The 22,240-nt window shown below is 65.4% G+C and carries 19 protein-coding genes and 1 pseudogene; 17 read left to right on the top strand and 3 right to left on the bottom strand.

The genetic code is table 11. The annotated features are described in order from the left end of the window. Positions 1-24: 24 nt before the first annotated feature. From NUU27_RS17380 to NUU27_RS25505, 4 genes are all read left to right on the top strand, one after another. Positions 25-798, top strand: coding sequence for a GNAT family N-acetyltransferase (locus NUU27_RS17380; RefSeq protein ID WP_257763413.1), 774 nt, complete (start codon positions 25-27; stop codon positions 796-798). Further along, positions 795-1,208 carry a (deoxy)nucleoside triphosphate pyrophosphohydrolase gene (locus NUU27_RS17375; protein ID WP_257763412.1) on the top strand — a complete coding sequence of 138 codons (414 nt, stop codon included), beginning with the start codon at positions 795-797 and terminating at the stop codon, positions 1,206-1,208. The genes NUU27_RS17380 and NUU27_RS17375 overlap by 4 nt, the downstream gene beginning before the upstream one ends. A 95-nt stretch (positions 1,209-1,303) precedes the next feature. Then, the gene (locus tag NUU27_RS17370; RefSeq protein ID WP_257763411.1) at positions 1,304-1,624 is read left to right on the top strand and encodes a hypothetical protein; all 321 of its coding nucleotides are present in this window, start codon (positions 1,304-1,306) and stop codon (positions 1,622-1,624) included. A gap of 67 nt (positions 1,625-1,691) precedes the next feature. Continuing rightward, positions 1,692-1,973 carry a Flp family type IVb pilin gene (locus tag NUU27_RS25505; RefSeq protein ID WP_308219979.1) on the top strand — a complete coding sequence of 94 codons (282 nt, stop codon included), beginning with the start codon at positions 1,692-1,694 and terminating at the stop codon, positions 1,971-1,973. 18 nt (positions 1,974-1,991) lie between these two features. Here the strand turns inward: NUU27_RS25505 and NUU27_RS17360 are convergent, their stop codons facing one another. Next, complete coding sequence (locus NUU27_RS17360; RefSeq protein ID WP_257763410.1) at positions 1,992-2,855, bottom strand: methyltransferase domain-containing protein; 864 nt, start codon at positions 2,853-2,855, stop codon at positions 1,992-1,994. 161 nt (positions 2,856-3,016) lie between these two features. On the opposite strand from NUU27_RS17360, the gene NUU27_RS17355 reads away from it, so the two are divergent. Genes NUU27_RS17355 through NUU27_RS17340 form a run of 4 tightly spaced genes read left to right on the top strand, consistent with a single transcriptional unit; the run spans position 3,017 to position 5,347 of the window. Further along, a complete protein-coding gene (locus NUU27_RS17355; protein ID WP_257763409.1) occupies positions 3,017-3,772 on the top strand; it encodes a ComF family protein in 756 nt (251 codons plus the stop codon). Between the two features lie 26 nt (positions 3,773-3,798). Next, entirely contained in the window at positions 3,799-4,065 is a 267-nt protein-coding gene (gene grxC, locus NUU27_RS17350) for a glutaredoxin 3 (RefSeq protein WP_257763408.1), read from the top strand. Next, positions 4,062-4,925, top strand: coding sequence for a carbon-nitrogen hydrolase family protein (locus NUU27_RS17345; protein ID WP_257763407.1), 864 nt, complete (start codon positions 4,062-4,064; stop codon positions 4,923-4,925). Before grxC ends, NUU27_RS17345 begins: the two co-directional genes overlap by 4 nt. Continuing rightward, the gene (locus tag NUU27_RS17340; protein ID WP_257763406.1) at positions 4,922-5,347 is read left to right on the top strand and encodes a DUF1178 family protein; all 426 of its coding nucleotides are present in this window, start codon (positions 4,922-4,924) and stop codon (positions 5,345-5,347) included. The genes NUU27_RS17345 and NUU27_RS17340 overlap by 4 nt, the downstream gene beginning before the upstream one ends. 31 nt (positions 5,348-5,378) lie before the next feature. On the opposite strand, the gene ubiG is transcribed toward NUU27_RS17340, so the two are convergent. Then, complete coding sequence (ubiG, locus tag NUU27_RS17335) at positions 5,379-6,140, bottom strand: bifunctional 2-polyprenyl-6-hydroxyphenol methylase/3-demethylubiquinol 3-O-methyltransferase UbiG (protein WP_257763405.1); 762 nt, start codon at positions 6,138-6,140, stop codon at positions 5,379-5,381. Positions 6,141-6,422: 282 nt separating this feature from the next. Between ubiG and NUU27_RS17330 the strand changes: the two genes are divergently transcribed. The 9 genes and pseudogenes from NUU27_RS17330 to NUU27_RS17290 all read left to right on the top strand — a co-directional run bounded on the left by NUU27_RS17330 (position 6,423) and on the right by NUU27_RS17290 (position 19,585). Then, the gene (locus tag NUU27_RS17330) at positions 6,423-7,697 is read left to right on the top strand and encodes an aspartate kinase (RefSeq protein ID WP_257763404.1); all 1,275 of its coding nucleotides are present in this window, start codon (positions 6,423-6,425) and stop codon (positions 7,695-7,697) included. Positions 7,698-7,772: 75 nt separating this feature from the next. Beyond that, entirely contained in the window at positions 7,773-10,043 is a 2,271-nt protein-coding gene (ptsP, locus tag NUU27_RS17325) for a phosphoenolpyruvate--protein phosphotransferase (RefSeq protein WP_257763403.1), read from the top strand. Between the two features lie 21 nt (positions 10,044-10,064). Further along, positions 10,065-11,144 (top strand): peptide chain release factor 1, encoded by a 1,080-nt coding sequence (prfA, locus tag NUU27_RS17320; RefSeq protein ID WP_257763402.1) that lies wholly within the window; start codon positions 10,065-10,067, stop codon positions 11,142-11,144. Next, the gene (gene prmC / locus NUU27_RS17315) at positions 11,137-12,009 is read left to right on the top strand and encodes a peptide chain release factor N(5)-glutamine methyltransferase (RefSeq protein WP_257763401.1); all 873 of its coding nucleotides are present in this window, start codon (positions 11,137-11,139) and stop codon (positions 12,007-12,009) included. Before prfA ends, prmC begins: the two co-directional genes overlap by 8 nt. Before the next feature lie 463 nt (positions 12,010-12,472). Then, positions 12,473-13,159 carry a DUF4167 domain-containing protein gene (locus tag NUU27_RS17310; protein WP_257763400.1) on the top strand — a complete coding sequence of 229 codons (687 nt, stop codon included), beginning with the start codon at positions 12,473-12,475 and terminating at the stop codon, positions 13,157-13,159. Between the two features lie 224 nt (positions 13,160-13,383). Continuing rightward, complete coding sequence (clpB, locus tag NUU27_RS17305) at positions 13,384-16,005, top strand: ATP-dependent chaperone ClpB (RefSeq protein ID WP_257763399.1); 2,622 nt, start codon at positions 13,384-13,386, stop codon at positions 16,003-16,005. A gap of 20 nt (positions 16,006-16,025) precedes the next feature. Further along, a complete protein-coding gene (locus NUU27_RS17300) occupies positions 16,026-16,385 on the top strand; it encodes an MmcQ/YjbR family DNA-binding protein (protein ID WP_257763398.1) in 360 nt (119 codons plus the stop codon). Positions 16,386-16,521: 136 nt separating this feature from the next. Continuing rightward, positions 16,522-17,955 (top strand): L,D-transpeptidase, encoded by a 1,434-nt coding sequence (locus tag NUU27_RS17295; RefSeq protein WP_257763397.1) that lies wholly within the window; start codon positions 16,522-16,524, stop codon positions 17,953-17,955. A 74-nt stretch (positions 17,956-18,029) separates the two neighbouring features. Then, positions 18,030-19,585, top strand: a pseudogene (locus NUU27_RS17290) (MFS transporter). A gap of 79 nt (positions 19,586-19,664) precedes the next feature. Here the strand turns inward: NUU27_RS17290 and NUU27_RS17285 are convergent. Beyond that, positions 19,665-21,596, bottom strand: a complete 1,932-nt coding sequence (locus NUU27_RS17285) for a M23 family metallopeptidase (RefSeq protein ID WP_257763396.1) — start codon at positions 21,594-21,596, stop codon at positions 19,665-19,667. Between the last annotated feature and the right edge of the window lie 644 nt (positions 21,597-22,240).

Raw genomic sequence — 22,240 nt, 5'->3', positions numbered from 1 at the left:
GGCCGCGTGGGGCAGGAAGAGAGTATGGATCTTGCGATGATCCGCCGTTTCGAGGCGGCGGGTCTGCGGGCATGGCCGGCCGAGACGGTCTCCTACGACGGGACATGGGTGCTGCGCCTGACGGCAGGACACCCGGCAAAGCGGCTCAACTCGGTCAATCCACTCGATCCGGGCGACGATCGCAACATCGAGGAACGCGTCGCCCGCGCCGTCAAGCAGTTCGAGGCCTATGGGCGCAAGCCGACGTTCCGCATCTCGCCCCTTTGCTCGCCGTCGATCTCCCGTTTCCTCGACGAGGCGGGATGGACGACATTCGGCCACTCGCTCGTGATGGTGCTCGATTTCGACAATGCCGCGCTGGGCGAAGCGATGGACCAGATCCCGCTCAAGGACCGCCAGCGCTTCGTCAATGCCACCCTCACGGTGCATGGCTACGAGGAAAAGCTGAGATCGGGCCTGTCCCGCGTCATCGGCTCCATCAGGCCCGACACGGGTCTGTTTGTCCTGGAAGAGGACGATGAGCCGATTGCCACGGCGATCTGCGTGCGCGACGGTGCGCTGGCCGGTCTGTTCGAGATCGCCACGCAGCCGGAGTGGCGGGGAAAAGGCTTCGGGCGCCGCGTCCTGCTGTCGGCGCTGAAATGGGCGCGTTCGCAGGGCGCGGAAAAGGCCTGGCTGCAGGTGGAGGCCGACAACGGGGCAGCCCTGCGCCTGTATCAGGCGCTCGGTTTCCGCGAAGCTTATCGCTATCATTACCGCCAGCCGCCAGAACGGCTTGGGGAGGAAAGAGCCAGATGACGGAGGCGGTGAAGCCCATTCTTCTCGTCGCAGCCTGCGCGCTCGTCGATGCCGACGGGCGGGTCCTTCTCGCCCAGCGCCCGGAAGGCAAGGCGCTCGCCGGGCTGTGGGAATTTCCGGGGGGCAAGGTCGAGCCGGGCGAGACGCCGGAGATGACGCTGATCCGCGAATTGCAGGAAGAGATCGGTGTCGAGACGAAGATGGCGTGCCTTGCCCCGCTGACCTTCGCCAGCCACAGCTATGACAGCTTTCACCTTCTGATGCCGCTTTTCGTCTGTCGCCGGTTCTGGGGCACGCCGCAACCGCGCGAGGGGCAGGGGCTGAAATGGGTGCGGCCGCGCGATATGCGCGATTATCCCATGCCGCCGGCGGATGCGCCGCTGATCCCCTTCCTCATCGACCTTCTGTGAAGCAGGCTTAAGCATTCCTTTACGCAACGGTGAAAAATTCCGAGGCGGGGACGGGCCGCGCCGCGGCTTGCATGTGACGTTGCTGGGGAACGGCCATGGCTTCTGGGGCAGAATGGGAAACGGATAGCGGCGCGCGGAGCAGCCGGCTGAGCCATGCGGGCGTGGGTGCGATCCGCATTGCCCTCCTGTTCGGCTCGGCGGCGGTCGCCCTGACGCTGATCCTGACCCCGATCGCCGACAAACGCACGCGTTCGAGCCTCGCACTGTCCGGTGTGCCGTTCGGCATCGATCCGATCACCACCGCATCGACGAAGCGCGGGGCGGGAACCTATACCGTACGGCGCAGCGTTTTGCAGCCGACCCGTGACGCCGTCTGCGTGATCCGCGAGAACGGCAGCCGCAGCGGCCATTGTTAACGGATCGCCAACGCCGCTCCTACAGCGCCGTGCGTCCATTCGAACGCACGAAGGACGCTGTAAGCCCTTGAATCTGCGCATCATGCTTTCCGAAAACCAATCCGATTTTCGGGCCGATGCGTTAAGGATTCTTAACGGTTCGCCGGTAGCTTGTGCCCCGACACACACGGATGGTGACGCGATGCGCAAGCGGTTTCATGCCGACAGGTCCGGGGCCACGGCCATCGAATACTCCTTGATTGCGGCTCTTATCGCGATGGCGATCGTCGTTGCCGCCCGGCAGACGGGAAGCGCCGTGGAAGGATTGATGAACCGTGTCGCCGACGAGGTGACCGAGGCAGGTCAGTAGCCGGCGCGCCGCCAGCGCTCAGCGCCGTTTTTCCAGGGCATCCTTCAACGACATCTTGGCGCTGCCGGGAGCAAGCGGCTTCTGCTGCGACGCGTGCGGCGCCCAGCCCGACATCCAGACGAAGTTGAACGTGGCTCGTATGCGCCCGTCCGGGTCGGAGAAGCGCTCGGCATAGATCTGCGCCGCGCGCAGGAAGAGCGCTCGCGTCGCGGGCCTGAGCGAACGGGCCTGAAGCGCATTGGTGGCGCCCATGGCGCGCAGATCGCGCATCAGGTCGAACATGGTGGCATACCGGACTGTGAGGCTCTCGATATCGGCCACCGGAAGGGCGAAACCGGCGCGCTGGAGAAGCCCGCCGACATCGCGCACATCCGCGAACGGGCTGACGCGCGGCGCGGCGCCGTGGCTGATCTCCGTTTCCGCCTCCAGCAGCGACTGACGCAGTTCCTGCAGGGTGCCGGCACCGGCCATCGCGCCGAGAAAGAGGCCGTCAGGTTTCAGAGAACGGCGAATCTGCGCCAGAAGGCCGGGCGTGTCGTTGGTCTCGTGCAAGGTGAGGAGCGACACCGCAAGGTCGAGGCTGGCTGCCTCCAGCGGCAGGGTTTCGGGCGGGGCGACCACGCCCTCGCCATCCAGGAAAAGCGGGTCCGCCTCGATCCGCACGACATCGCCGACCTTGCCGCTTTCCCGCAAGGCGGCCGCGGCGTCACCCGTCAGGCAGAAAAGCGCCGCCGCCTTGTCGAAACGCCGCTCGACGGTCGCCAGGCGCTCCGAAAGATCCGCGGCGGCGCGCTGCATCAGAAAGTCGGCCCCCGCATCGCCGCGCTGCAAGGCGCGCTTCTTGCGCGCGATCAGAAGATGGGGGTCGAACAGCGGTTCCATGGACGCTCGGTCTTTTCATGTTCCGCATTCATGCAGGCGTCAGGTGATCTCACCGGACCGCAGAATGCCATATTGTCTGGTGCGCAATCGCACAAAAGGACTATGCTGGAAAAGAGGCAATTGCTGCTTGGGGGCATAAGTTGGTGGGTGGCGCTGCGAGCATGGGGGCTGCTGTGCTCGGCTGGGCGCAGCGCGTGCTGTTCCCGCCTGTCTGTCTCGGTTGCCCGGATCTCGTGACGGAGCCGGGAACGCTGTGCGCCAGGTGCTGGCCGCGCTTGCGCTTTCTCGAACGGCCCTGGTGCAGCGTGATGGGAACGCCCTTCTCCGTCGAGATGGGCGACAACATCCTATCGGCCGAGGCGATCGCCCATCCCCCTCCCTTTGCCCGGGCGCGGTCCGCCGTTGTCTACGAAGGCGTCGCGCGCCAGATGGTGCAGGGGCTCAAATTCCGCGACAGGACGGATCTCGCGCCATGGATGGCCCGCTGGATGCTGCGCGCCGGCGCGGAACTCATCGCCGATGCGGATGCCGTGATCCCGGTGCCCCTGCACAGGAGCCGGTTCCTGGCGCGCCGCTTCAACCAGTCTGCGGAGCTCGGACGTTCTCTCGCCCGTCTCGCCGGGCTCGACTATGCTCCAGAGGCGCTGATCAGGGCGCGCAGGACCCGTCCGCAGGTGGGGCTCGGGGCGCGCGAGCGTGAAGCGAATGTGCGTGGCGCGTTCCGCGTGCCGGCCGATCGCCTGGCCGGTGTCGCCGGCCGTCGGATCATCCTCGTCGATGACGTCTACACGACCGGGACCACGGTGTCGGCGGCGGCACGGGTCTTGAAGCGTGCCGGGGCGCGGGATGTCGACGTTCTCACCTTCGCGCGGGTTCTGCCGGGGGACTTCCTGCCCGAAGACGAAAACCCTATATAAGCTTCAAACATTCATGGAACGAACGAATGGCTGACGTAACGATCTATACGAGGATGATGTGCGGCTACTGCGCCGCCGCCAAGCGGTTGCTCGACCACAAGGGCGTCTCCTACACCGAGCATGATGCGAGCTTTTCTCCCGAATTGCGGCAGGAGATGATTCAACGCGCCAACGGCCGGTCGACCTTCCCCCAGATATTCGTCGGCTCCGTGCATGTCGGCGGCTCAGACGACCTGCATGCGCTGGAGCGCGAGGGCAGGCTTGACACGCTGCTGGCCGGAGTGGGCGCATGAGCATGGTTCGCGTCGCGGCCCTTCAGATGCGCTCCGGCACGGAGCCGGAAGCCAATGCCGACGCTTTCGAGGCGCTGGTCCGCGAAGCTGCGGATAAGGGCGCACAATATGTGCAGAGCCCGGAAATGTCCGGTGTCCTGGTGCGCGGCCGGGACGCGCTCCTCGAACGGATCGGCGGCGCGCGCGGGAAACTGCTGATCGATCGCGCGCAGGCGCTGGCCGAAGAGCTGTCGATCTTCGTGCATCTGGGATCGACAGCCGTGGCGCTTGATGACGGCAAGGTGGCGAACCGCGCCTTTCTCTTCTCGCCGGATGGCGGGCTGGTTGCCACCTACGACAAGCTGCACATGTTCGACGTCGACCTCGATCATGGGGAGAGCTGGCGCGAATCGGCGACCTATGCGCCTGGCGAGACGGCCGTCGTCGCCGATCTGCCGTTCGGCCGGCTGGGCTTTGCGATCTGCTACGATCTGCGCTTTCCGCAGCTCTTCCGGGCGGAGGCCGTTGCCGGCGCGGAGATCCTGACCGTGCCCGCGGCCTTCACCCGTCAGACGGGCGAGGCGCACTGGCATGTGCTGATCCGCGCCCGCGCCATCGAGAACGGCGCCTTCGTCATCGCCGCTGCGCAAGGCGGCAGGCATGAGGACGGGCGCGAGACGTTCGGACATTCGATGATCGTCGATCCCTGGGGCAAGGTGCTGGCCGAAGCTTCGGGCGATGCGCCCGGCGTGGTGCTTGCCGATCTCGATCTGGCAGAGGTCGGTGCCGCGCGCGGCAAGGTCCCCAACCTCAGGAATGCGCGCGACTTCACCGTCGCCCGGGCCGGTGTGGAAGGGCCGCTGGAAAGGAAGGCTTCATGATCAGCTACAGCCTGATCTGCGAGCACGATCACGCGTTCGAGGCCTGGTTTCGCAACGGTGCGGATTTCGAGGCCCAGCGGCAGCAGAATCTCGTTTCGTGCCCGCACTGCGGGTCGAGCAGCGTCGAGAAGGCCTTGATGGCGCCGGCGGTGTCCACCGGTCGCCGCAAGGCGCAGATCGCGATGGCCATGGGCGAGGAGCAGAAAAAGGCGCTGGCGCAGCTCAAGGAGCTCTCCAAGAAGGTGCGCGAGAATGCCGACTATGTCGGTGACAAATTTGCCGAGGAAGCCCGCAGGATCCACTTCGGCGAGACCGAAGCACGGGGAATCTACGGTGAGGCGACGGCTGACGAGGCCAAATCCCTCATCGAAGACGGCGTCGAATTCATGCCGCTGCCGGCTTTGCCCGAAGACCAGAACTGAAGCTTGGCATGGCCGCCGGGTGGCGAGCCGTTCAGGCCGGGCCAGCCTCGGACGGCTTGGTTGCCGCAACCATGTAGTTGACATCCATGTCGCGCGACCGCTGCCAGCGGTCGGCGAGCGGATTGTAGACGACGCCGCTGCGGTCGGCGATAACGATGCCGGCCGCCGCCAACGCTCGTTCCAGCTCCTCGGGGCGCACCAACTTTTCGTATTGATGGGTGCCGCGCGGGAGCCAGCCGAGCAGGTATTCCGCGCCGACGATGGCAAGACCCCAGGCCTTCAGCGTGCGGTTGATCGTGGCGACGAACATCAGGCCGCCCGGCTTCAGCATCGCTCCGCACTTGGAAAGAAACAGATCCATGTCCGCGACATGTTCGACGACCTCCATGTTGAGGATGACGTCGAAACGCTCTCCGGCATCGGCCAGCGCCTCTGCGGTGGTCGCCCGGTAGTCGATCGTCAGATCACCTTCGGCGGCATGGAGCTTGGCGACCTCGATATTGGTTTCCGAGGCGTCCGCTCCGACCACTTGGGCGCCAAGCCTCGCCATCGGCTCGCACAGCAGGCCGCCGCCGCAGCCGATGTCCAGCAAGCGCAGGCCGGCGAACGGCTTTGCCGCGTGCGGGTCGCGGCCGAAATGGGCGGCGATGTGGTCGCGGATATAGGCGAGGCGCACCGGGTTGAACTTGTGCAGCACGCCGAATTTGCCGGTCGGATTCCACCATTCCGCCGCCAGGGCCGAGAAATGCTCGATTTCGCGCGCGTCGATCGTCGTTTGCCGGGCTTCGGGCATTGGATGGCCTATCGTCGATGTTCAACTCGTTCCGCCGCCATGAAGTCGGGTGGCGGACGGCAATTGTCAAGGCGGCAATTGCATCAGGCCCGCGGGCTTGCCACGCGTTGCCTGATCCTTTCGGCCACGGTCGGGCGATCGACGGGCCGCCCTCTCATTGCTTGCAGAGGTGCGGCGTTTTGGGTAAGGAAGCCGCGGCGCGCGGCGGCATGCTGCCGTGGCGCCGGCTGAATTCCGTCCTCGCGGACGGTTGGAATTTCCGAGCAAAGGCACTCCGTTCCCATGGCGCGCATCGTGATGAAGTTCGGCGGAACCTCCGTCGCCGATATCGACCGCATCCACAATGTGGCGCGTCACGTCAAACGGGAGACGGATGCCGGGCACGAGGTGGCGGTGGTCGTCTCGGCCATGGCCGGCAAGACGAACGAGCTCGTCGGCTGGGTGCAGAGCATGTCGAAGGTGGCTGGTTCCGGCACACCGTTCTATGACGCGCGCGAATATGATGCGATCGTCGCCTCCGGCGAGCAGGTGACGAGCGGGCTTCTGGCCATCGCGCTGCAATCCATGGGCGTCGACGCACGCTCCTGGCAAGGCTGGCAAATCCCCGTCAGCACCGACAACGCCCATGGCGCCGCCCGCATTCTCGAAATCGAAGGCAGCGAGATGGTGCGCCGCATGGGCACCGGGCAGGTCGCCGTGGTGGCCGGTTTCCAGGGCATCGGACCCGACAACCGCATCGCCACGCTCGGCCGTGGCGGCTCCGACACCAGCGCAGTTGCCGTGGCGGCGGCCGTGAAGGCCGACCGCTGCGACATCTACACGGATGTCGACGGCGTCTACACGACCGACCCGCGCATCGAGCCCAAGGCACGGCGCCTGCCGAAGATCTCGTTCGAGGAAATGCTGGAGATGGCCTCGCTCGGCGCCAAGGTGCTGCAGGTGCGCTCGGTCGAGCTCGCCATGGTGCACAAGGTCAGAACCTTTGTAAGGTCGTCGTTCGAGGATCCGGACGCGCCGGGCATGGGGGATTTCGACAACCCGCCCGGAACACTCATTTGCGATGAGGATGAAATCGTGGAACAGCAAGTCGTCACCGGCATCGCCTACGCCAAGGACGAGGCGCAGATCTCCCTGCGCCGCGTGGCTGACCGGCCGGGCGTGTCCGCCGGCATCTTCGGTCCGTTGGCCGAGGCCAACATCAATGTCGACATGATCGTGCAGAACATCTCCGAGGACGGTTCGCGCACCGACATGACCTTCACCGTGCCGTCCGGCGATCTGGACAAGGCGGTGGCCGTGCTCGACAAGGTGCGCGATACGGTCGGCTTCGACGCGATCCAGTCGGAAGCCGGCCTGGTCAAGGTTTCCGTCATCGGCATCGGCATGCGCAGCCATGCGGGTGTGGCGGCCACGGCCTTCAAGGCGCTGGCCGACAAGGGGATCAACATCCGCGCCATCACGACCTCGGAAATCAAGATCTCGATCCTCATCGACGGTCCCTACGCGGAATTGGCGGTTCGCACTTTGCATTCTGTCTACGGTCTCGATAAGCAGTAGACGAAGAAAAACCCGAATCTGGCTTTTGCACCGCCCTGTGCTGCGGTTAGCATGAGGCCAATGGAAAGGGGTTCGATGCGAGACACTGCCGGTGGTCCACGTGTGCTGTTGAGGCGTTTGCGCGAGCTGATGGCCGAAGCGCTCGAACCGCAGGAGCGCCTCGACCGCATCGTTCGCGAGATCGCCCAGAACATGGTCGCGGAGGTGTGCTCGCTTTACGTGTTGCGCGCCGATTCCGTGCTCGAGCTCTATGCCACCGAGGGTCTGAACCCCAGCTCGGTGCACCTGGCGCAACTGCGTCTTGGCCAGGGTCTGGTCGGCAGCATCGCCGCCAGCGCGCGCCCCTTGAACCTGTCGGACGCCCAGAAGCACCCGGCCTTCGCCTACCTGCCCGAGACGGGCGAGGAGATCTACCATTCGTTCCTCGGCGTCCCGGTGTTGCGGGCCGGGCGGACGCTGGGCGTTCTCGTCGTCCAGAACAGGACCATGCGCCATTATCGCGAGGACGAACTGGAGGCCCTCGAGACGGTCGCCATGGTGATCGCCGAGATGATCGCCACCGGCGATCTGGCGCGTCTGACGCGGCCTGGCATCGAACTGGATCTCAGCCGACCCGTCAGCCTCAAGGGCCTGCCCTTCAACGAGGGCGTGGGCCTCGGCCACGTGGTCCTGCACGAACCGCGCATCGTCGTCACCGCGCTGTTCAACGAAGACAGTGACGTGGAACTCGAAAGGCTGGAGACGGCGCTGGATTCGCTGCGCCTGTCCATCGACGACATGCTGTCGCGCCGCGACGTGGCGTTCGAGGGTGAGCATCGCGCCGTGCTCGAGGCCTATCGCATGTTCGCCAACGATCGCGGCTGGGTGCGCCGCCTGCAGGAGGCGATCAACAACGGCCTGACCGCGGAGGCGGCGGTCGAGAAGGTGCAGAGCGACATGCGGGCCCGCATGCTGCACATGACGGATCCTTATCTGCGCGAGCGGATGAGCGATTTCGACGATCTTGCCAACCGGCTGCTGCGCCAGTTGATGGGGCGGGGGCCGGAAGCGCTGGCCGAAATCCTGCCCAAGGACGCCATCGTCGTCGCGCGCTCGATGGGCGCTGCCGAGCTTCTCGATTATCCCCGCCACAAGCTGCGCGGCCTGGTGCTCGAGGAGGGCGCGCCGACCAGCCACATCGTCATCGTCGCGCGTGCCATCGGCTTGCCGACGGTGGGCCAGGTGAAGGGCGTCGTCTCGATGTCGGAAAACGGCGATGCGATCATCGTCGACGGAGAGGACGGGCAGGTGCATCTGCGGCCGCAGGCCGACGTGGAGGCGGCTTATGCGGAGAAGGTGCGCTTCCGCGCCCGCCGCCAGAAGCACTACCAGGAGCTGCGCGACCGGCCGGCCGAGACGAAGGACCGCGTGCATGTCGACCTGATGATGAATGCCGGGCTTGCCGTCGATCTGCCGCAGCTGGCCCAGTCCGGCGCTGTCGGCATCGGGCTGTTCCGGACCGAGCTGCAGTTCATGGTGGCGGCGGCCTTCCCGCGTGTCGAGGCGCAGGAGCGCCTCTATCGCGAGGTGCTGGACGCGGCCGGGGACAAGCCTGTGACCTTCCGCACGATCGACATCGGCGGGGACAAGGTCCTGCCGTATTTCAAGGGAGCGCAGCAGGAAGAGAACCCGGCGCTGGGCTGGCGCGCCGTTCGCCTGACGCTCGACCGGCCGGGGCTCCTGCGAACGCAGATCCGTGCGCTTCTCAAGGCGGCGGGAGGGCGCGAGCTGCGCATGATGCTGCCGATGGTGACCGAGGTGGGGGAAGTGCGGCAGGCGCGCGACATCATTGATCGCGAAGTGCGCCACCTTTCCCGTTTCGCTCACCACCTGCCGACCCGGCTGAAGCTCGGTGCCATGGTCGAGGTTCCGGCGCTGCTCTGGCAACTCGAGGAGTTGATGCAGGCGGTGGATTTCGTCTCGGTGGGGTCCAACGATCTGTTCCAGTTCGTCACCGCGACCGACCGCGGCAACACGCGCATCGCCGACCGGTTCGACCCGTTGAGCGTGCCTTTCCTGCGTCTTCTGCGGCAGATCGTGCGCGCCGGTGCTGCCTGGGGAACCCCGGTGACGCTGTGCGGGGAACTCGCCGGACGGCCCATCTCGGCGATGGCGCTGCTCGGCATCGGCTACCGGTCGATCTCCATGGCGCCGGCCGCCATCGGCCCCGTGAAGGCGATGCTCTGCGAGTTGCAACTTGCGGAACTAACAAAGGTGATGGACGAAGCCCTTGCCAATCACAGCGCATCCACCGATATTCGCGCGCTGCTTCGGCAATTCGCCGATGCCCACGACGTTCCTCTTTGATTTGACAGGCTTTTTTTGCGGATGACCGACTTGCCGCGCGATCGCATGGATCAGGTGCTCAAACGTTTCGAGCTGATCGAAACGCAGATGGCGGCCGGGCCGGAGCCGGAAGCCTATGTCAAGCTCGCTTCCGAATATTCAGAGCTGCAGGAGGTGGCGGGCAAGATCCGCGAACTGCGCCAGGCGGAAACGGAGCTTGCCGACCTGCAGGCAATGATCGCCGATCCGGCGACCGAGCGCGAGATGCGCGACCTTGCCGAGGCTGACCTCGAGGAGGTCGAGGAGCGCATCGAAACGTTGAGCGCCGAAATGCAGCTTCTGCTCCTGCCGAAGGACGAGGCGGACGAGAAGAATGCGATCCTGGAAATCCGCGCCGGGACCGGTGGTGACGAGGCGGCGTTGTTCGCCGGCGATCTTTTCCGCATGTATGAGCGCTATGCGACCGAGAAGGGTTGGCGGGTGGAGGTCGTCTCGGCGAGCGAGGGCGAGGCGGGCGGCTACAAGGAAATCATCGCCACCGTTTCCGGTCGCGGCGTCTTCTCCCGGCTGAAATTCGAGTCCGGCGTTCACCGCGTCCAGCGCGTGCCGGCGACCGAAGCGCAGGGGCGCATCCACACATCGGCGGCGACGGTTGCGGTGCTGCCGGAAGCCGAAGAGATCGACGTGGACGTCAAGCCGGAAGATATCCGCATCGACACGATGCGCGCCTCCGGCGCCGGCGGCCAGCACGTCAACACGACCGATTCAGCCGTCCGCATCACCCATATACCCAGCGGCATCGTCGTGGTGCAGGCGGAAAAGTCCCAGCACCAGAACCGCGCCCGCGCCATGCAGATCCTGCGTGCCCGCCTGTTCGACATGCAGCGCATGAAGGCTGCCGACGAGCGCTCCGAGGCGCGGCGCCTGCAGGTGGGTTCCGGCGATCGCTCGGAGCGCATCCGCACCTACAATTTCCCGCAGGGACGGGTGACGGATCACCGCATCAACCTGACGCTCTACAAGCTCGACCGGATCATCGAAGGCGACCTCGACGAGGTCATCGGCGCGTTGATCGCCGATCACCAGTCGAAACTCCTGGCGGAAACCGGCGCCGATGGCTGAGGCCGGGAAGACGCTTGGCGACCTTCTGGCCGCCGCGCGCAACCGGCTGGCGGAGGCGGGTATCTCCGATGCGGCGCTCGATGCGCGCCTGCTGGTGGAGCATTTTACCCGAACCACCCGGACCGATGCGTTGGCGCGCCCGGAGCAGCCGGTCGACGGCGAGCGGGTGAAGGCGGTCGAAGCGGCCCTCGACCTGCGGCTCGGCGGAATGCCCGTGCACCGGATCATCGGCCGGCGGGAGTTCTACGGGCTCGATCTCACGCTTGCGCCGGAAACCCTCGAGCCGCGTCCCGATACCGAGACGCTCGTCGACCTCGTGCTCGCGCAGGCCCGGCGCAACGATGGCGAGGACCGCCCCTGGCGCATTCTCGATCTCGGCACGGGAACCGGCGCCATCGCGCTTGCGCTGCTGAGCGCTCTGCCCCAGGCAAGCGCGGTCGGCGCGGATATTTCGGCACAGGCGCTTGCAACGGCCGAGCACAATGCCGATATCAATGGTTACGCCGGTCGGTTCAGCACCCGTTTGTCCGACTGGTTCGCGAAAATTGAAGGGTGCTACGATTTCATTGTTTCGAATCCGCCCTATATTAGGGACGAGGATTGGCGGGGATTGTCCCGCGAAGTCCGTGAGTTCGATCCGCAGCGTGCGCTGGTCGCAGGTGCGGACGGGCTCGATGCCTACCGGGCAATCGTGGTTGGATGTTCGGATCATCTCGGCATTGGCGGGATGGTCGCCGTTGAAATCGGCCACGATCAGAAGGATGCGGTGACGCAGCTCTTTGCCGCCCGGTCGTTTCGCCTCGTGGCGGCCGCAAGCGATCTTGCCGGTCATGACAGGGCGCTGATTTTTGTTAGATCACAATGAAGCAATCCAAATTCATCGTGATCGCTTTCAAGACGTTAGAGCGGGATGCGGGCGGAAAACCGCTTCACACTTCTCCTTATCCCGCTCTACGGAAAACGTCCGGTGAACCGGGTTGAAAAAAAACTTGGCATTGGAACCGAATGCGGATAGGTTCCGGCTACCGGATGAGACGAAGCAGACAGCGCCGTTATCGATTCGGTTCCCGAGGACTTGCTGTCATGAAAGGCGTTTATAACGCCTGAGCTTCATTACGGGGATTGTCCGGCAACTGACATGAAGCGGAACAGAATGGCATTCGCGCCCGCGTCAGGCGGCGCGGCATATGGCCAAGGGGAGATGTGAGACTGCTGGCTTCCCGCCATCGTCCGCCGTGTCGAGAGTTATCGTTTCAAACCAACTGTCTCAAACAAGCAGTCTCGAAAACCAAGAGAGTCGAATGAGGCCACAACAGCAGAACAGGCGCATGCGCGGCCGCGGAAACAACAACAACAACCGCAAGGGCCCGAACCCGCTGGCGCGCAGCTATGAGAGCAACGGCCCGGATGTGAAAATCCGTGGAACGGCGCAGCAGGTTGCCGACAAATACGCTACCTTAGCGCGCGACGCGCAAAGCTCCGGCGATCGCGTGATGGCCGAAAACTACCTGCAGCATGCCGAACATTACAACCGCATCATCGCCGCCGCGCAGGCGCAGCTCCAGCAGCAGAGCCCACGCGAAACCCGCGATGATTTCGACGATGATGGCGATGAGCGCGACACCGTCGAGCAGAGCAATTTCAACGGACACAAGCAGCGCCAGCCGCAGTCGCGGGTGGAGGACGGTTCGGGTCCGCAGCCCGAGATCGAGGGCGTTCCGGCCGAACTCGCGCTGAAGGGCGACAATCCTGGCCCCGCATCGAGGACTGAGGCGAAATCGGGCGAGGCCAACGGCCATGTGACCGAGAGCGCCGATGCCGCCGGCGAGGAAGACACCGCAAAACCGTCCGCCCCGAGGCGTGGACGCCGCCCCGCCGCTGCCAAGGCCGAAGAGGCACAGGCAGACGATGGCGACGACAAGCCGGCCCGCCGAACGCGCCGCCCCCGGGCGCGCAAGACGGATGAGACGGAAATCGCCGCCGCTCCCACGGAAGAGGCGGCAGCCCAGGGCTGACGAGCAAATTCTCTCATCGGAACTCATGTGGAAGCGGCGGGATCTCCCGCCGCTTTTCGTTTATGGGCCGTCTTGTCGCCATGCGTGTGTCTTCCCATATCCAATGCAGTTGGGCCTGCCTGTCCACAGCTGTGATAATCTCTTTGCGTCGCGGTTGAAGGAGGCCCGTCACATCGGACATTGCCGGTGCTGCCAAGCAGGCCGGCATGGAAGTGGAGACATTCATGAATATCGAGAAATATTCCGAGCGTGTGCGCGGTTTCATCCAGTCGGCGCAGACCCTGGCGCTTTCCAGAAACCACCAGCAGTTCACGCCTGAACACCTTTTGAAGGTCCTGGTCGACGACGAGGAGGGGCTTGCCGCTTCGCTGATCGAGCGTGCCGGGGGCCGTCCTCAGGACGTGAGGCTCGCCGTCGAGGCGGCGCTGAAGGCGATGCCCCAGGTGGAGGGCGGCAACGGACAGCTCTACATGGCGCAGCCGCTCGCCAAGGTCTTTTCGACCGCCGAGGAGATCGCCAGGAAAGCCGGCGACACCTTCGTCACCGTAGAGCGGCTGTTGACCGCCATGGCTGTCGAGAAATCGGCCAAGACGGCGGACATCCTGTCCAAGGCGGGCGTCACGCCGACCGGCCTCAACCAGGCCATCAACGACATCCGCAAGGGGCGCACGGCCGATTCGGCCAGTGCCGAGCAGGGCTATGACGCGCTGAAGAAATATGCGCGCGATCTGACCGCCGATGCGCGTTCCGGCAAGCTCGATCCCGTCATCGGCCGCGACGACGAGATTCGCCGCACCATCCAGGTGCTGTCGCGGCGCACCAAGAACAATCCGGTCTTGATCGGTGAGCCCGGCGTCGGCAAGACTGCCATCGCCGAGGGCCTGGCCCTGCGCATCGTCAATGGCGACGTGCCCGAATCGCTGAAGGACAAGCAGCTCATGGCGCTCGACATGGGCGCGCTGATTGCCGGCGCGAAATACCGTGGCGAGTTCGAGGAGCGCCTCAAGGCCGTCCTCAACGAGGTGACGGCGGCGAGCGGCAACATCATTCTTTTCATCGACGAGATGCACACGCTGGTCGGAGCCGGCAAGGCGGACGGGGCGATGGACGCCTCCAACCTTTTGAAGCCGGCGCTGGCGCGCGGCGAACTGCATTGCGTGGGCGCCACGACACTGGACGAATACCGCAAGCACGTGGAGAAGGACGCTGCGCTGGCGCGTCGCTTCCAGCCGGTCTTCGTCGAGGAGCCGACGGTCGAGGACACGATCTCGATCCTGCGCGGCCTGAAGGAGAAATACGAGCAGCACCACAAGGTGCGTGTCTCCGACTCCGCGCTGGTTGCGGCCGCGACGCTGTCGAACCGCTACATCACCGACCGTTTCCTGCCGGACAAGGCCATCGACCTGGTCGACGAGGCCGCCTCGCGGCTGAGGATGCAGGTGGATTCCAAGCCCGAGGCCCTGGACGAGGTCGACCGCCGTGTCATGCAGTTGAAGATCGAGCGCGAAGCGCTCAAGACGGAGAAGGACGAAGCCTCCAAGGACCGCCTCGCCAAGCTCGAGAAGGAGCTTGCCGGCCTCGAGGAGGAATCGGCCCGGCTGACCAGCCGCTGGGCGGCGGAAAAGGACAAGCTAGGCCTTGCCGCCGACCTCAAGAAGCAGCTCGATGAAGCGCGCAACGAACTGGCGATCGCCCAGCGCAAGGGCGAGTTCCAGCGGGCCGGCGAGCTGGCCTATGGCCGCATTCCGGAGCTTGAGAAGAAGCTGGCCGAAGCCGAGGCGAACAGCGAAGACGGAGCTGCCGCCGGCATGGTCGAGGAAACGGTCACGCCGGACCATGTGGCCCACATCGTCTCGCGCTGGACCGGGATTCCGGTCGACAAGATGCTCGAGGGCGAGCGTGAGAAGCTCCTGCGCATGGAAGACGAGATCGCCAGGCGTGTCGTCGGCCAGGGCGAGGCCGTGCAGGCCGTATCGAAGGCGGTGCGCCGTGCCCGTGCCGGACTGCAGGATCCGAACCGGCCGATCGGCTCGTTCATGTTCCTCGGCCCGACGGGCGTCGGCAAGACGGAACTGACCAAGGCGCTCGCCAACTTCCTGTTCGACGACGAGCAGGCGATGGTGCGCATCGACATGTCGGAGTTCATGGAGAAGCATTCCGTGGCCCGGCTGATCGGCGCTCCTCCCGGTTATGTCGGCTATGAGGAGGGTGGTGCGCTGACCGAAGCGGTCCGCCGCAGGCCCTATCAGGTGATCCTGTTCGACGAGATCGAAAAGGCGCATCCCGACGTCTTCAACGTGCTGCTGCAGGTGCTCGACGACGGACGTCTGACAGATGGGCAAGGCCGCACGGTGGATTTCCGCAACACGCTGATCGTCATGACGTCGAATCTCGGCGCTGAATATCTCGTCAGCCTCGGCGAGGACGAGGATGTCGACAAGGTTCGCGACGAGGTGATGAGCGTTGTCAAAGCCTCGTTCCGGCCCGAGTTCCTGAACCGTGTCGACGAGGTGATCCTGTTCCATCGCCTGCGGCGGCAGGACATGGGGCAGATCGTCAGGATCCAGCTCGACCGGCTCGAGCGTCTCCTGGCGGATCGCAAGATCGTGCTCGATCTCGACGACGAGGCCGTCGAATGGCTTGCGTCCAAGGGCTACGACCCGGCCTATGGCGCGCGCCCCTTGAAGCGGGTGATGCAGAAGGAGCTGCAGGATCCGCTGGCCGAGAAGATCCTGCTTGGCGAGATCTTCGACAACTCGACCGTAAAGGTCACGGCGGGTTCCGACCGTCTGAACTTCCGTCCGCGCAGGAGCGCGGAGGAACAGCAGGCCGAGCAGGCCGCCTGATATCGACAGGGGAAGGGCCTATGCAGACCGAGACATTCAATCGCGTTTGCGCGGCCCTTCCCCAGACCACCCACGTGGTGCAATGGGGTGGCTCCCAGGTCTGGAAAGTGGGCGGCAAGGTGTTTGCGATCGGCAGCGGCGAGGGGTCTCTCGCCGTCTCGTTCAAATGCTCCGAGACCGCCTTCGACATCTTGCGGGAACAGCCGGGGCTGCGCCCGGCGCCCTATCTGGCCTCGCGCGGCATGAAATGGATCCAGCGGCAGACGGACGAAACGATGGATGATGCGGCCCTTGCCGACTATCTTGCCGAAAGCCACCGGCTGGTCGCTGCCGGTCTGACGCGGAAGCTGCGTCGCGAACTCGGGCTGGAGGCGTTGTAGCGAAAGGACGGGCCACATGCGCGGCTGCCATCTTCACGTCCGGTTCATCTCCTATGGTGAATAATTCGTCAAACCGCGAATCGCATCGATGGCGGTTCGTGTGCAGCATGGGTGTTGAAGACGAAGGGGCGACGTTTTGAAACTGCATCTTCTGCCGGTTCTGTTTCTGGCTGCTGGATCCAGCCCGGCGCTTGCCGAGCAACCGTTCTCGCCGGCACCCGCCGAAGCCCCCGTTCAGCTTGCCCAGAACTACGATTTCGACGTGTATGTCGATCAGCACGGGCGCGAGATCATCGTCGATGCCTATACGGGCGAGGTCGTGGAGATCCGTCCACCGGGTGGCGGCGAGCCCCGTCCGGCGCTTCGCGAGCAGCCGCGCCGGGACCGCGAGTTCGGCGGTCGGATCTACGATTTCACCGACCCGCGCGAGGTGGAGCGCTATCGCAGCGATCGCCGGGTGCTGAGCGGTCATCCCCCAGCCGACACCTATGATCCCTATGCCGACCGGAGCTATGGGAATCCGCCGTCCTATGACGACAGGCGGGTCTACGAGGAGCCGCCGACTTACGGAAATGACGGCATCCAGCGGGCTCCGCTCGGATCGCCCGGCGGCGGGAACGACATGGCGTCGATCCCGGACGCGGAGATGGATCGCGGAACCGGCTTCGGCGATACGGCGCGCACGCCGTCGCTGCCCGGCGAAAGCGCGGTCGTGGTTCCTGGGGGCGCCAGCGAGGATGTGGCGCGGTTTCAGGTTCTGCTCGACCGGGCGGGCGCCTCGCCCGGTGTCATCGACGGGCGCACCGGCGACAATGTCAACAAGGCCATCCGCGCCTACCGGGAGATCACCGGCGAGAGCCTGAAGACCTATGACGCCGACTGGATCAAGGCCGAGCTGGAGCGTACCGGCGGGCCGGCCTTCCAGGAATACACGATCACGCCCGAGGACGCGGCGGGCCCCTTCATCGCTTCGGTTCCGGCAGATTACAGCCACAAGGCCCAGCTCGACGCACTTTCCTACACCTCCGTGGCGGAGAAGCTGGCCGAGCGTTTTCACATGGACGAGAAATATCTCGTCGCCCTCAATCCGGAGGTGAACTTCAACCGCCCGGGCAGCGTCATCAAGGTGGTGAACCCGGGCAAGAAGCTGAAGGCGGAGGTGACGCGGATCATCGCCGACAAGGCGGCCAAGCAGGTGCGCGCCTATGGCGCAGACGGTCGGCTGATCGCGGCCTATCCGGCCACCATCGGCTCTTCCGACACGCCCTCGCCCTCCGGGGAGCACACCGTGGCGCGCATAGCGATGAACCCGGAATACACCTACAACCCCAAGGTCAACTTCAAGCAGGGCGCCAACGACAGGGTCCTGCGGATCCCCCCCGGCCCCAACGGCCCGGTCGGCTCGGTCTGGATCGCCCTGTCGAAGCCGACCTACGGCATTCACGGCACGCCCGATCCGTCGAAGATCGGCAAGACCGCCTCCCATGGCTGTATCCGGCTGACCAACTGGGACGCCGAGGAGCTCGCAAAGCTGGTCAAGCCAGGCGTTGCCGTCGTCTTCCAGGAATAGGCGCTGGCCGGAGCTGGCAGGTGGGGTGCCGGCGGCGATTGTTGCCGGGCCCGGTAGCGGCTAGTCTTCACTCCATGCAAAGCCCCTGCGAAACAGGCTCGGACGCCGTCCCGCTGACCAGCGCATCCACAAACGGGACATTCTGCCCGCAGCAGCGGCGTCCTTACGTGCTTCTCGCCGCCATCCTGGCATCGGCGCTCGGTTTCATCGACGGTTCGGTCGTCTCGGTGGCCATGCCGGCGATCCGCGCCAATCTCGGCGCCTCGCTCTCCGATGCCCAGTGGATATCCAACGCCTATGCGCTGACCCTGGCGGCCCTGATCCTGGTGGGAGGCGGGGCGGGCGACAAGTTCGGCCTGCGCCGCACCTTCATTGTCGGCATCGTGCTCTTCGTCATCGCTTCGGTCGTCTGCGCGGTGGTGCCCGACGCCCGGTCGCTGATTCTCGCCCGGGCCGTCCAGGGGGTCGGCGCTGCCTTCATGGTGCCCGGCAGCCTCGCCATCATCGCCAAGGCGTATCCGAAGAAGGAACGCGGCCGGGCCATCGGCATCTGGGCGGCGTCCTCCGCGCTGACGACGGCGATCGGTCCGGTGCTCGGCGGCCTGATCCTGTCGACCTTCGGCGCGGGCGCATGGCGGGTGATTTTCGCCATCAACCTTCCGCTCGGGGCACTGGCGATCCTGCTGCTTCTCAGGGTTCCGGCCGACGAGGCGGGAGAGCAGCGGCGGCTGGATCTTGGCGGCGCCCTGCTGGCCGTCGTGGCCTTCGGAGCCCTGGCCTATGGGCTGACTGCGACGACCGCGGAGGCCGATGCGTCCCGTTTGCAAGAGGCGGCTCTGTTCATCCCAGCCGGTCTCGTGGCGCTCGCCGCCTTCGTTGCCTGGGAAGCCTTCCGCAAGGAACCGATGATCAATCTGGAGCTGTTTCGGATCCGGGCTTTCGCCGGGGCCAACGCGGCCACCTTCGCCCTCTATTTCGCCCTGTCGGGCATCCTCTTCTATCTGCCGATGCTGCTGATCGCCGGATGGGGTGTGGGAGAAGCGACGACCGGGCTTGTCTTCCTGCCGCTTTCGCTGGCGATCGCGGCGCTTTCGGGGCCGGCCGGCAAGCTGTCCGATGCGATCGGCCCGCGCTTGCCGATCGCTGCCGGCAGCCTGATCGTGGCCGCCGCGTTCGCCGGTCTTGCCATTCTGGTGGGGATGCAGGTGCACGCCTTCTGGGGGGCGTTCTCCCGATGATGGCGCTGATGGCGCTCGGCATGGCGCTCGTCGTCTCACCGCTCTCGACGGCGGTGATGACCTCGGTGGAAGACGACGACACCGGCGCCGCCTCGGGAATCAACAACGCGGTTTCGCGCATCGCCGGCCTGATCGCCGTGGCGGCGATGGGCAGTCTTGCCGCTTATCTCTTCGGCGCGTCGCTCGGCGGCGATGCGGGTGCCGTTCCAGCGTTCGGCGAGCCGGCGTCCGGGCTTCCCGGGACGCTCGAAGCAGCACGCGTGAAGGCCGGCGATGCCGCCTTCTCGGGCATTGCCTGGGCGATGTCGGCTCTCAGCCTGCTGGCCGCGCTGTTGTCCTGGGCGACCCTGCGCTCGGGGAAGGAGGTGGAGACCGGAAAGGCCGGCGGGTAGCCCGTTCGAAAAAGCCCCTATCTCTTTGCTTTCAGCATTTATGCGGATGTCAGGTGACACCACCTGACTGCAAAATGCGCTAATTGCCGGCCGCGACGGAGAACGGATTGTCCTCGTCGGTCTTCAGCAGCGCATCGATGCGGTCGCGTTCGCGCGTGAAAGCCTCGAGCTCCTCGCCCCTGAGGGCGCGATTGTCGGGCAGGCGCACGCGCATCGGGTCGACCTTGGTGCCGTTGACCATCATCTCGTAATGCAGGTGATTGCCCGTCACGAGGCCCGTCGCCCCGACATAGCCGATCACCTGGCCCTGCCGTATCCTGGCGCCGGGCGTCACGCCTTTGGCGATGCCGCTCTGGTGGTTGTAGGAGGTCTCGAAGCCGTTGTTGTGACGGATGATCGTCTGACGGCCGTAGCCGCCGGCCCATCCGGCCTTTTCGACGACGCCGTCGCCGGCGGCGATGATCGGGGTGCCGCGCGGTGCCGCCCAGTCGACGCCGGTGTGCATCTTGCTGTAGCCGAGCACGGGATGCCGGCGCATGCCGAAACCGGAGGTGAAGCGCCCGTTGGGCACGGGATTGCGCAGCATGAAGCGCCGGGCGCTGCGCCCCTCCTCGTCGAAATAGTCGGCGGTCCCGTCCTCGAACTGATAGCGATAGAATGTCCGGGTCATCCCGCCAAAGCTCGCCTTCACGTAGAGGAGCTGCGATTCGGACGTCGCGTTCTCGTTGGTGTCCGGAGCGGAGAAGAAGACCTCCAGCCTGTCGGTGGGGGCAAGGCGCGCCTGGAAATCGACATCGGCCGACAGCAGCTTGATGAGGCGCTTCGTCATCTCGGGCGTCAGGCCGTAGGAGTAGGCGGCGCGATAAATGCCGTCATAGACCCGCGGCAGGTCCGTCCGCGCGCGCCGCGGGGCGGCCGGGTGATCGAAGGCGGCGAGAAGGACTGGATTCATTTCCGGCTCGCTGGCCGGCACATATTGCTTGCGGTCGTCGAGGGCGATGGTCAGGACGTGCTGCTTGCCGTCATAGACGCTGGTGCGGACGATCCGGCTTCTCTCACCCAGCGTCTCGACGCCGATGCGCAGGATCGTCCCGGCTTTCAGCTCCGTCGCGTTGAGAAGCTTGCCGATCGCCTCGACCATGGCGTCCGTGTCCTCGCCCCGGTAGCCGGCCTGCTTGAAGACGTCGGCGATCGGCCGTTCCGTGCGGAAGGGCACGAGGTCCTCGGCGAATTCCGGCACCATTTCGGGCGCCGTGCGCGCGGCGATGGAGACGTTCTCCGGGATTACGCGCGCCCCGAAGGCGGCCAGGGCCTGGGTCGACAGCGTATCGCCGAAGCGCTGGGGGTCGACATAATGAAGCGCCGCCACCTGCACGCCGCCGTCCGTCAGGATGGCGCCCGTGTTGCGCACCATGATCTCGACCTCGTCGGTGGTCAGGCTGCGGCTGGAATTGAATCTGTCCGAATCGAGCGGAAAGGCGACCGTCTTGAGCGCCACCTCGCTTTCCACCTTGGCGCCGTAGATCAGTCCCATGCGGGCCGTCCGGTCCGTGCCGTCCTCGGCGAAGATCGCCAGCGGATCGAATGTCGGATAATCCTTGGTGGTCGCATGGTTGGCGGTCAGGGCCATCTTGACATGCACGAAGGGCAGCGTGCGCACCACATCCGTGTCGCCCGTGCGCATGACCGTGGAGACTTCCATCATGCGCCGGTCGTCGGCCCGGCTGACCGTGCGGGGCGTGACGAGGCGCGAGGTCTTGGCCGCTTCGCTCGGCTGATCGGCGAGCTCGCCGAGGAGCGCCACCTCGGGCGGGGTCGCCAGCTGCTGGCGCCCGTCCAGGGCGGCGGACAGGGCGACGCCCATGAGCACGGTGGAGGTGACGCCGGTCAGGAACGTGCCGATCAGCCAGCGCGCCGATATTTCGCGCCGGTCCGGCGGGCCGCTGCGGCCGTCCGCGATGATGGGGGCGTCTTCGCCAATGGTCTCCAGAGCGGGCGTGCTGCTGTTCATTCCCGGTGCTGCCTCGATGCGCGGCCCTCATTGTTATATGCCTGGGCCAACACGCGCCCGGCTGATCTGCACACGCAGGGCCCGCGAATGCAGCGAAATTTGCCCGGTGGTCCGTCACAAGTCAACGCCGACGACAGTGTCCCCCGATTCCCGGGCACCGACCGTTCCGCCCATTCTTATACGGGGCGCGCGCGGTCAGCGCCGGGTGCTCCGACTGCTAGTGGCCAAATCCGGCTCCAATGTGACCGCTTGTGGACCGTCCGGGGACGGAACCCTGCTTTTCCAAAGACTGCCAAATGGGGCCGCCAAGGGGAGGGGGCAGGGGCTGTGGAAGACGGGCTTGCCGCTGTCGCAAAAAATTCAAAAATCTTCGGATTCCCCGTTGACAGTGCGGACGGGTGGAGCCTATATACGCCTCACCAACGAGGGCGGTTCGCCGCTGGCGGCGAGGAAATTCGGCCTTCTTGGTGGTATTCAAAGAGAGCCGCGTGAGCGACACTCGTATTGGCCCGGTGCTGGGTTTAGCGTTGGGCCGTGACTTTGCGTCTTGTGAAGTCTGATCTTTGACAATTGAATATTGAAGAAAGAGAAACGTGGGCGGCAGAGTTCCTGCGGATCCGGGTCCCGGACGGGATTATGGGTCC

This window comes from Nitratireductor sp. ZSWI3 (assembly GCF_024655565.1).
Lineage (GTDB): Bacteria > Pseudomonadota > Alphaproteobacteria > Rhizobiales > Rhizobiaceae > Nitratireductor.
Note: the sequence above shows the minus strand (reverse complement) of the source record. Positions and strands in the feature narration are given on the sequence as shown.

What these genes read in the sequence shown, in the direction of transcription:
- grxC (WP_257763408.1), top strand. Translation starts at nt 3,799, where the DNA reads ATGGCTGACGTAACGATCTATACGAGGATGATGTGCGGCTACTGCGCC.
- ptsP (WP_257763403.1), top strand. Translation starts at nt 7,773, where the DNA reads ATGCGAGACACTGCCGGTGGTCCACGTGTGCTGTTGAGGCGTTTGCGC.
- prmC (WP_257763401.1), top strand. Translation starts at nt 11,137, where the DNA reads ATGGCTGAGGCCGGGAAGACGCTTGGCGACCTTCTGGCCGCCGCGCGC.
- NUU27_RS17340 (WP_257763406.1), top strand. Translation starts at nt 4,922, where the DNA reads ATGATCAGCTACAGCCTGATCTGCGAGCACGATCACGCGTTCGAGGCC.
- NUU27_RS17380 (WP_257763413.1), top strand. Translation starts at nt 25, where the DNA reads ATGGATCTTGCGATGATCCGCCGTTTCGAGGCGGCGGGTCTGCGGGCA.
- NUU27_RS17300 (WP_257763398.1), top strand. Translation starts at nt 16,026, where the DNA reads ATGCAGACCGAGACATTCAATCGCGTTTGCGCGGCCCTTCCCCAGACC.
- ubiG (WP_257763405.1), bottom strand. Translation starts at nt 6,140, where the DNA reads ATGCCCGAAGCCCGGCAAACGACGATCGACGCGCGCGAAATCGAGCAT.
- NUU27_RS17330 (WP_257763404.1), top strand. Translation starts at nt 6,423, where the DNA reads ATGGCGCGCATCGTGATGAAGTTCGGCGGAACCTCCGTCGCCGATATC.
- NUU27_RS17310 (WP_257763400.1), top strand. Translation starts at nt 12,473, where the DNA reads ATGCGCGGCCGCGGAAACAACAACAACAACCGCAAGGGCCCGAACCCG.
- NUU27_RS17360 (WP_257763410.1), bottom strand. Translation starts at nt 2,855, where the DNA reads ATGGAACCGCTGTTCGACCCCCATCTTCTGATCGCGCGCAAGAAGCGC.
- NUU27_RS17355 (WP_257763409.1), top strand. Translation starts at nt 3,017, where the DNA reads ATGGGGGCTGCTGTGCTCGGCTGGGCGCAGCGCGTGCTGTTCCCGCCT.
- prfA (WP_257763402.1), top strand. Translation starts at nt 10,065, where the DNA reads ATGACCGACTTGCCGCGCGATCGCATGGATCAGGTGCTCAAACGTTTC.
- NUU27_RS17375 (WP_257763412.1), top strand. Translation starts at nt 795, where the DNA reads ATGACGGAGGCGGTGAAGCCCATTCTTCTCGTCGCAGCCTGCGCGCTC.
- NUU27_RS17370 (WP_257763411.1), top strand. Translation starts at nt 1,304, where the DNA reads ATGGCTTCTGGGGCAGAATGGGAAACGGATAGCGGCGCGCGGAGCAGC.
- NUU27_RS17345 (WP_257763407.1), top strand. Translation starts at nt 4,062, where the DNA reads ATGAGCATGGTTCGCGTCGCGGCCCTTCAGATGCGCTCCGGCACGGAG.
- NUU27_RS17285 (WP_257763396.1), bottom strand. Translation starts at nt 21,596, where the DNA reads ATGAACAGCAGCACGCCCGCTCTGGAGACCATTGGCGAAGACGCCCCC.
- clpB (WP_257763399.1), top strand. Translation starts at nt 13,384, where the DNA reads ATGAATATCGAGAAATATTCCGAGCGTGTGCGCGGTTTCATCCAGTCG.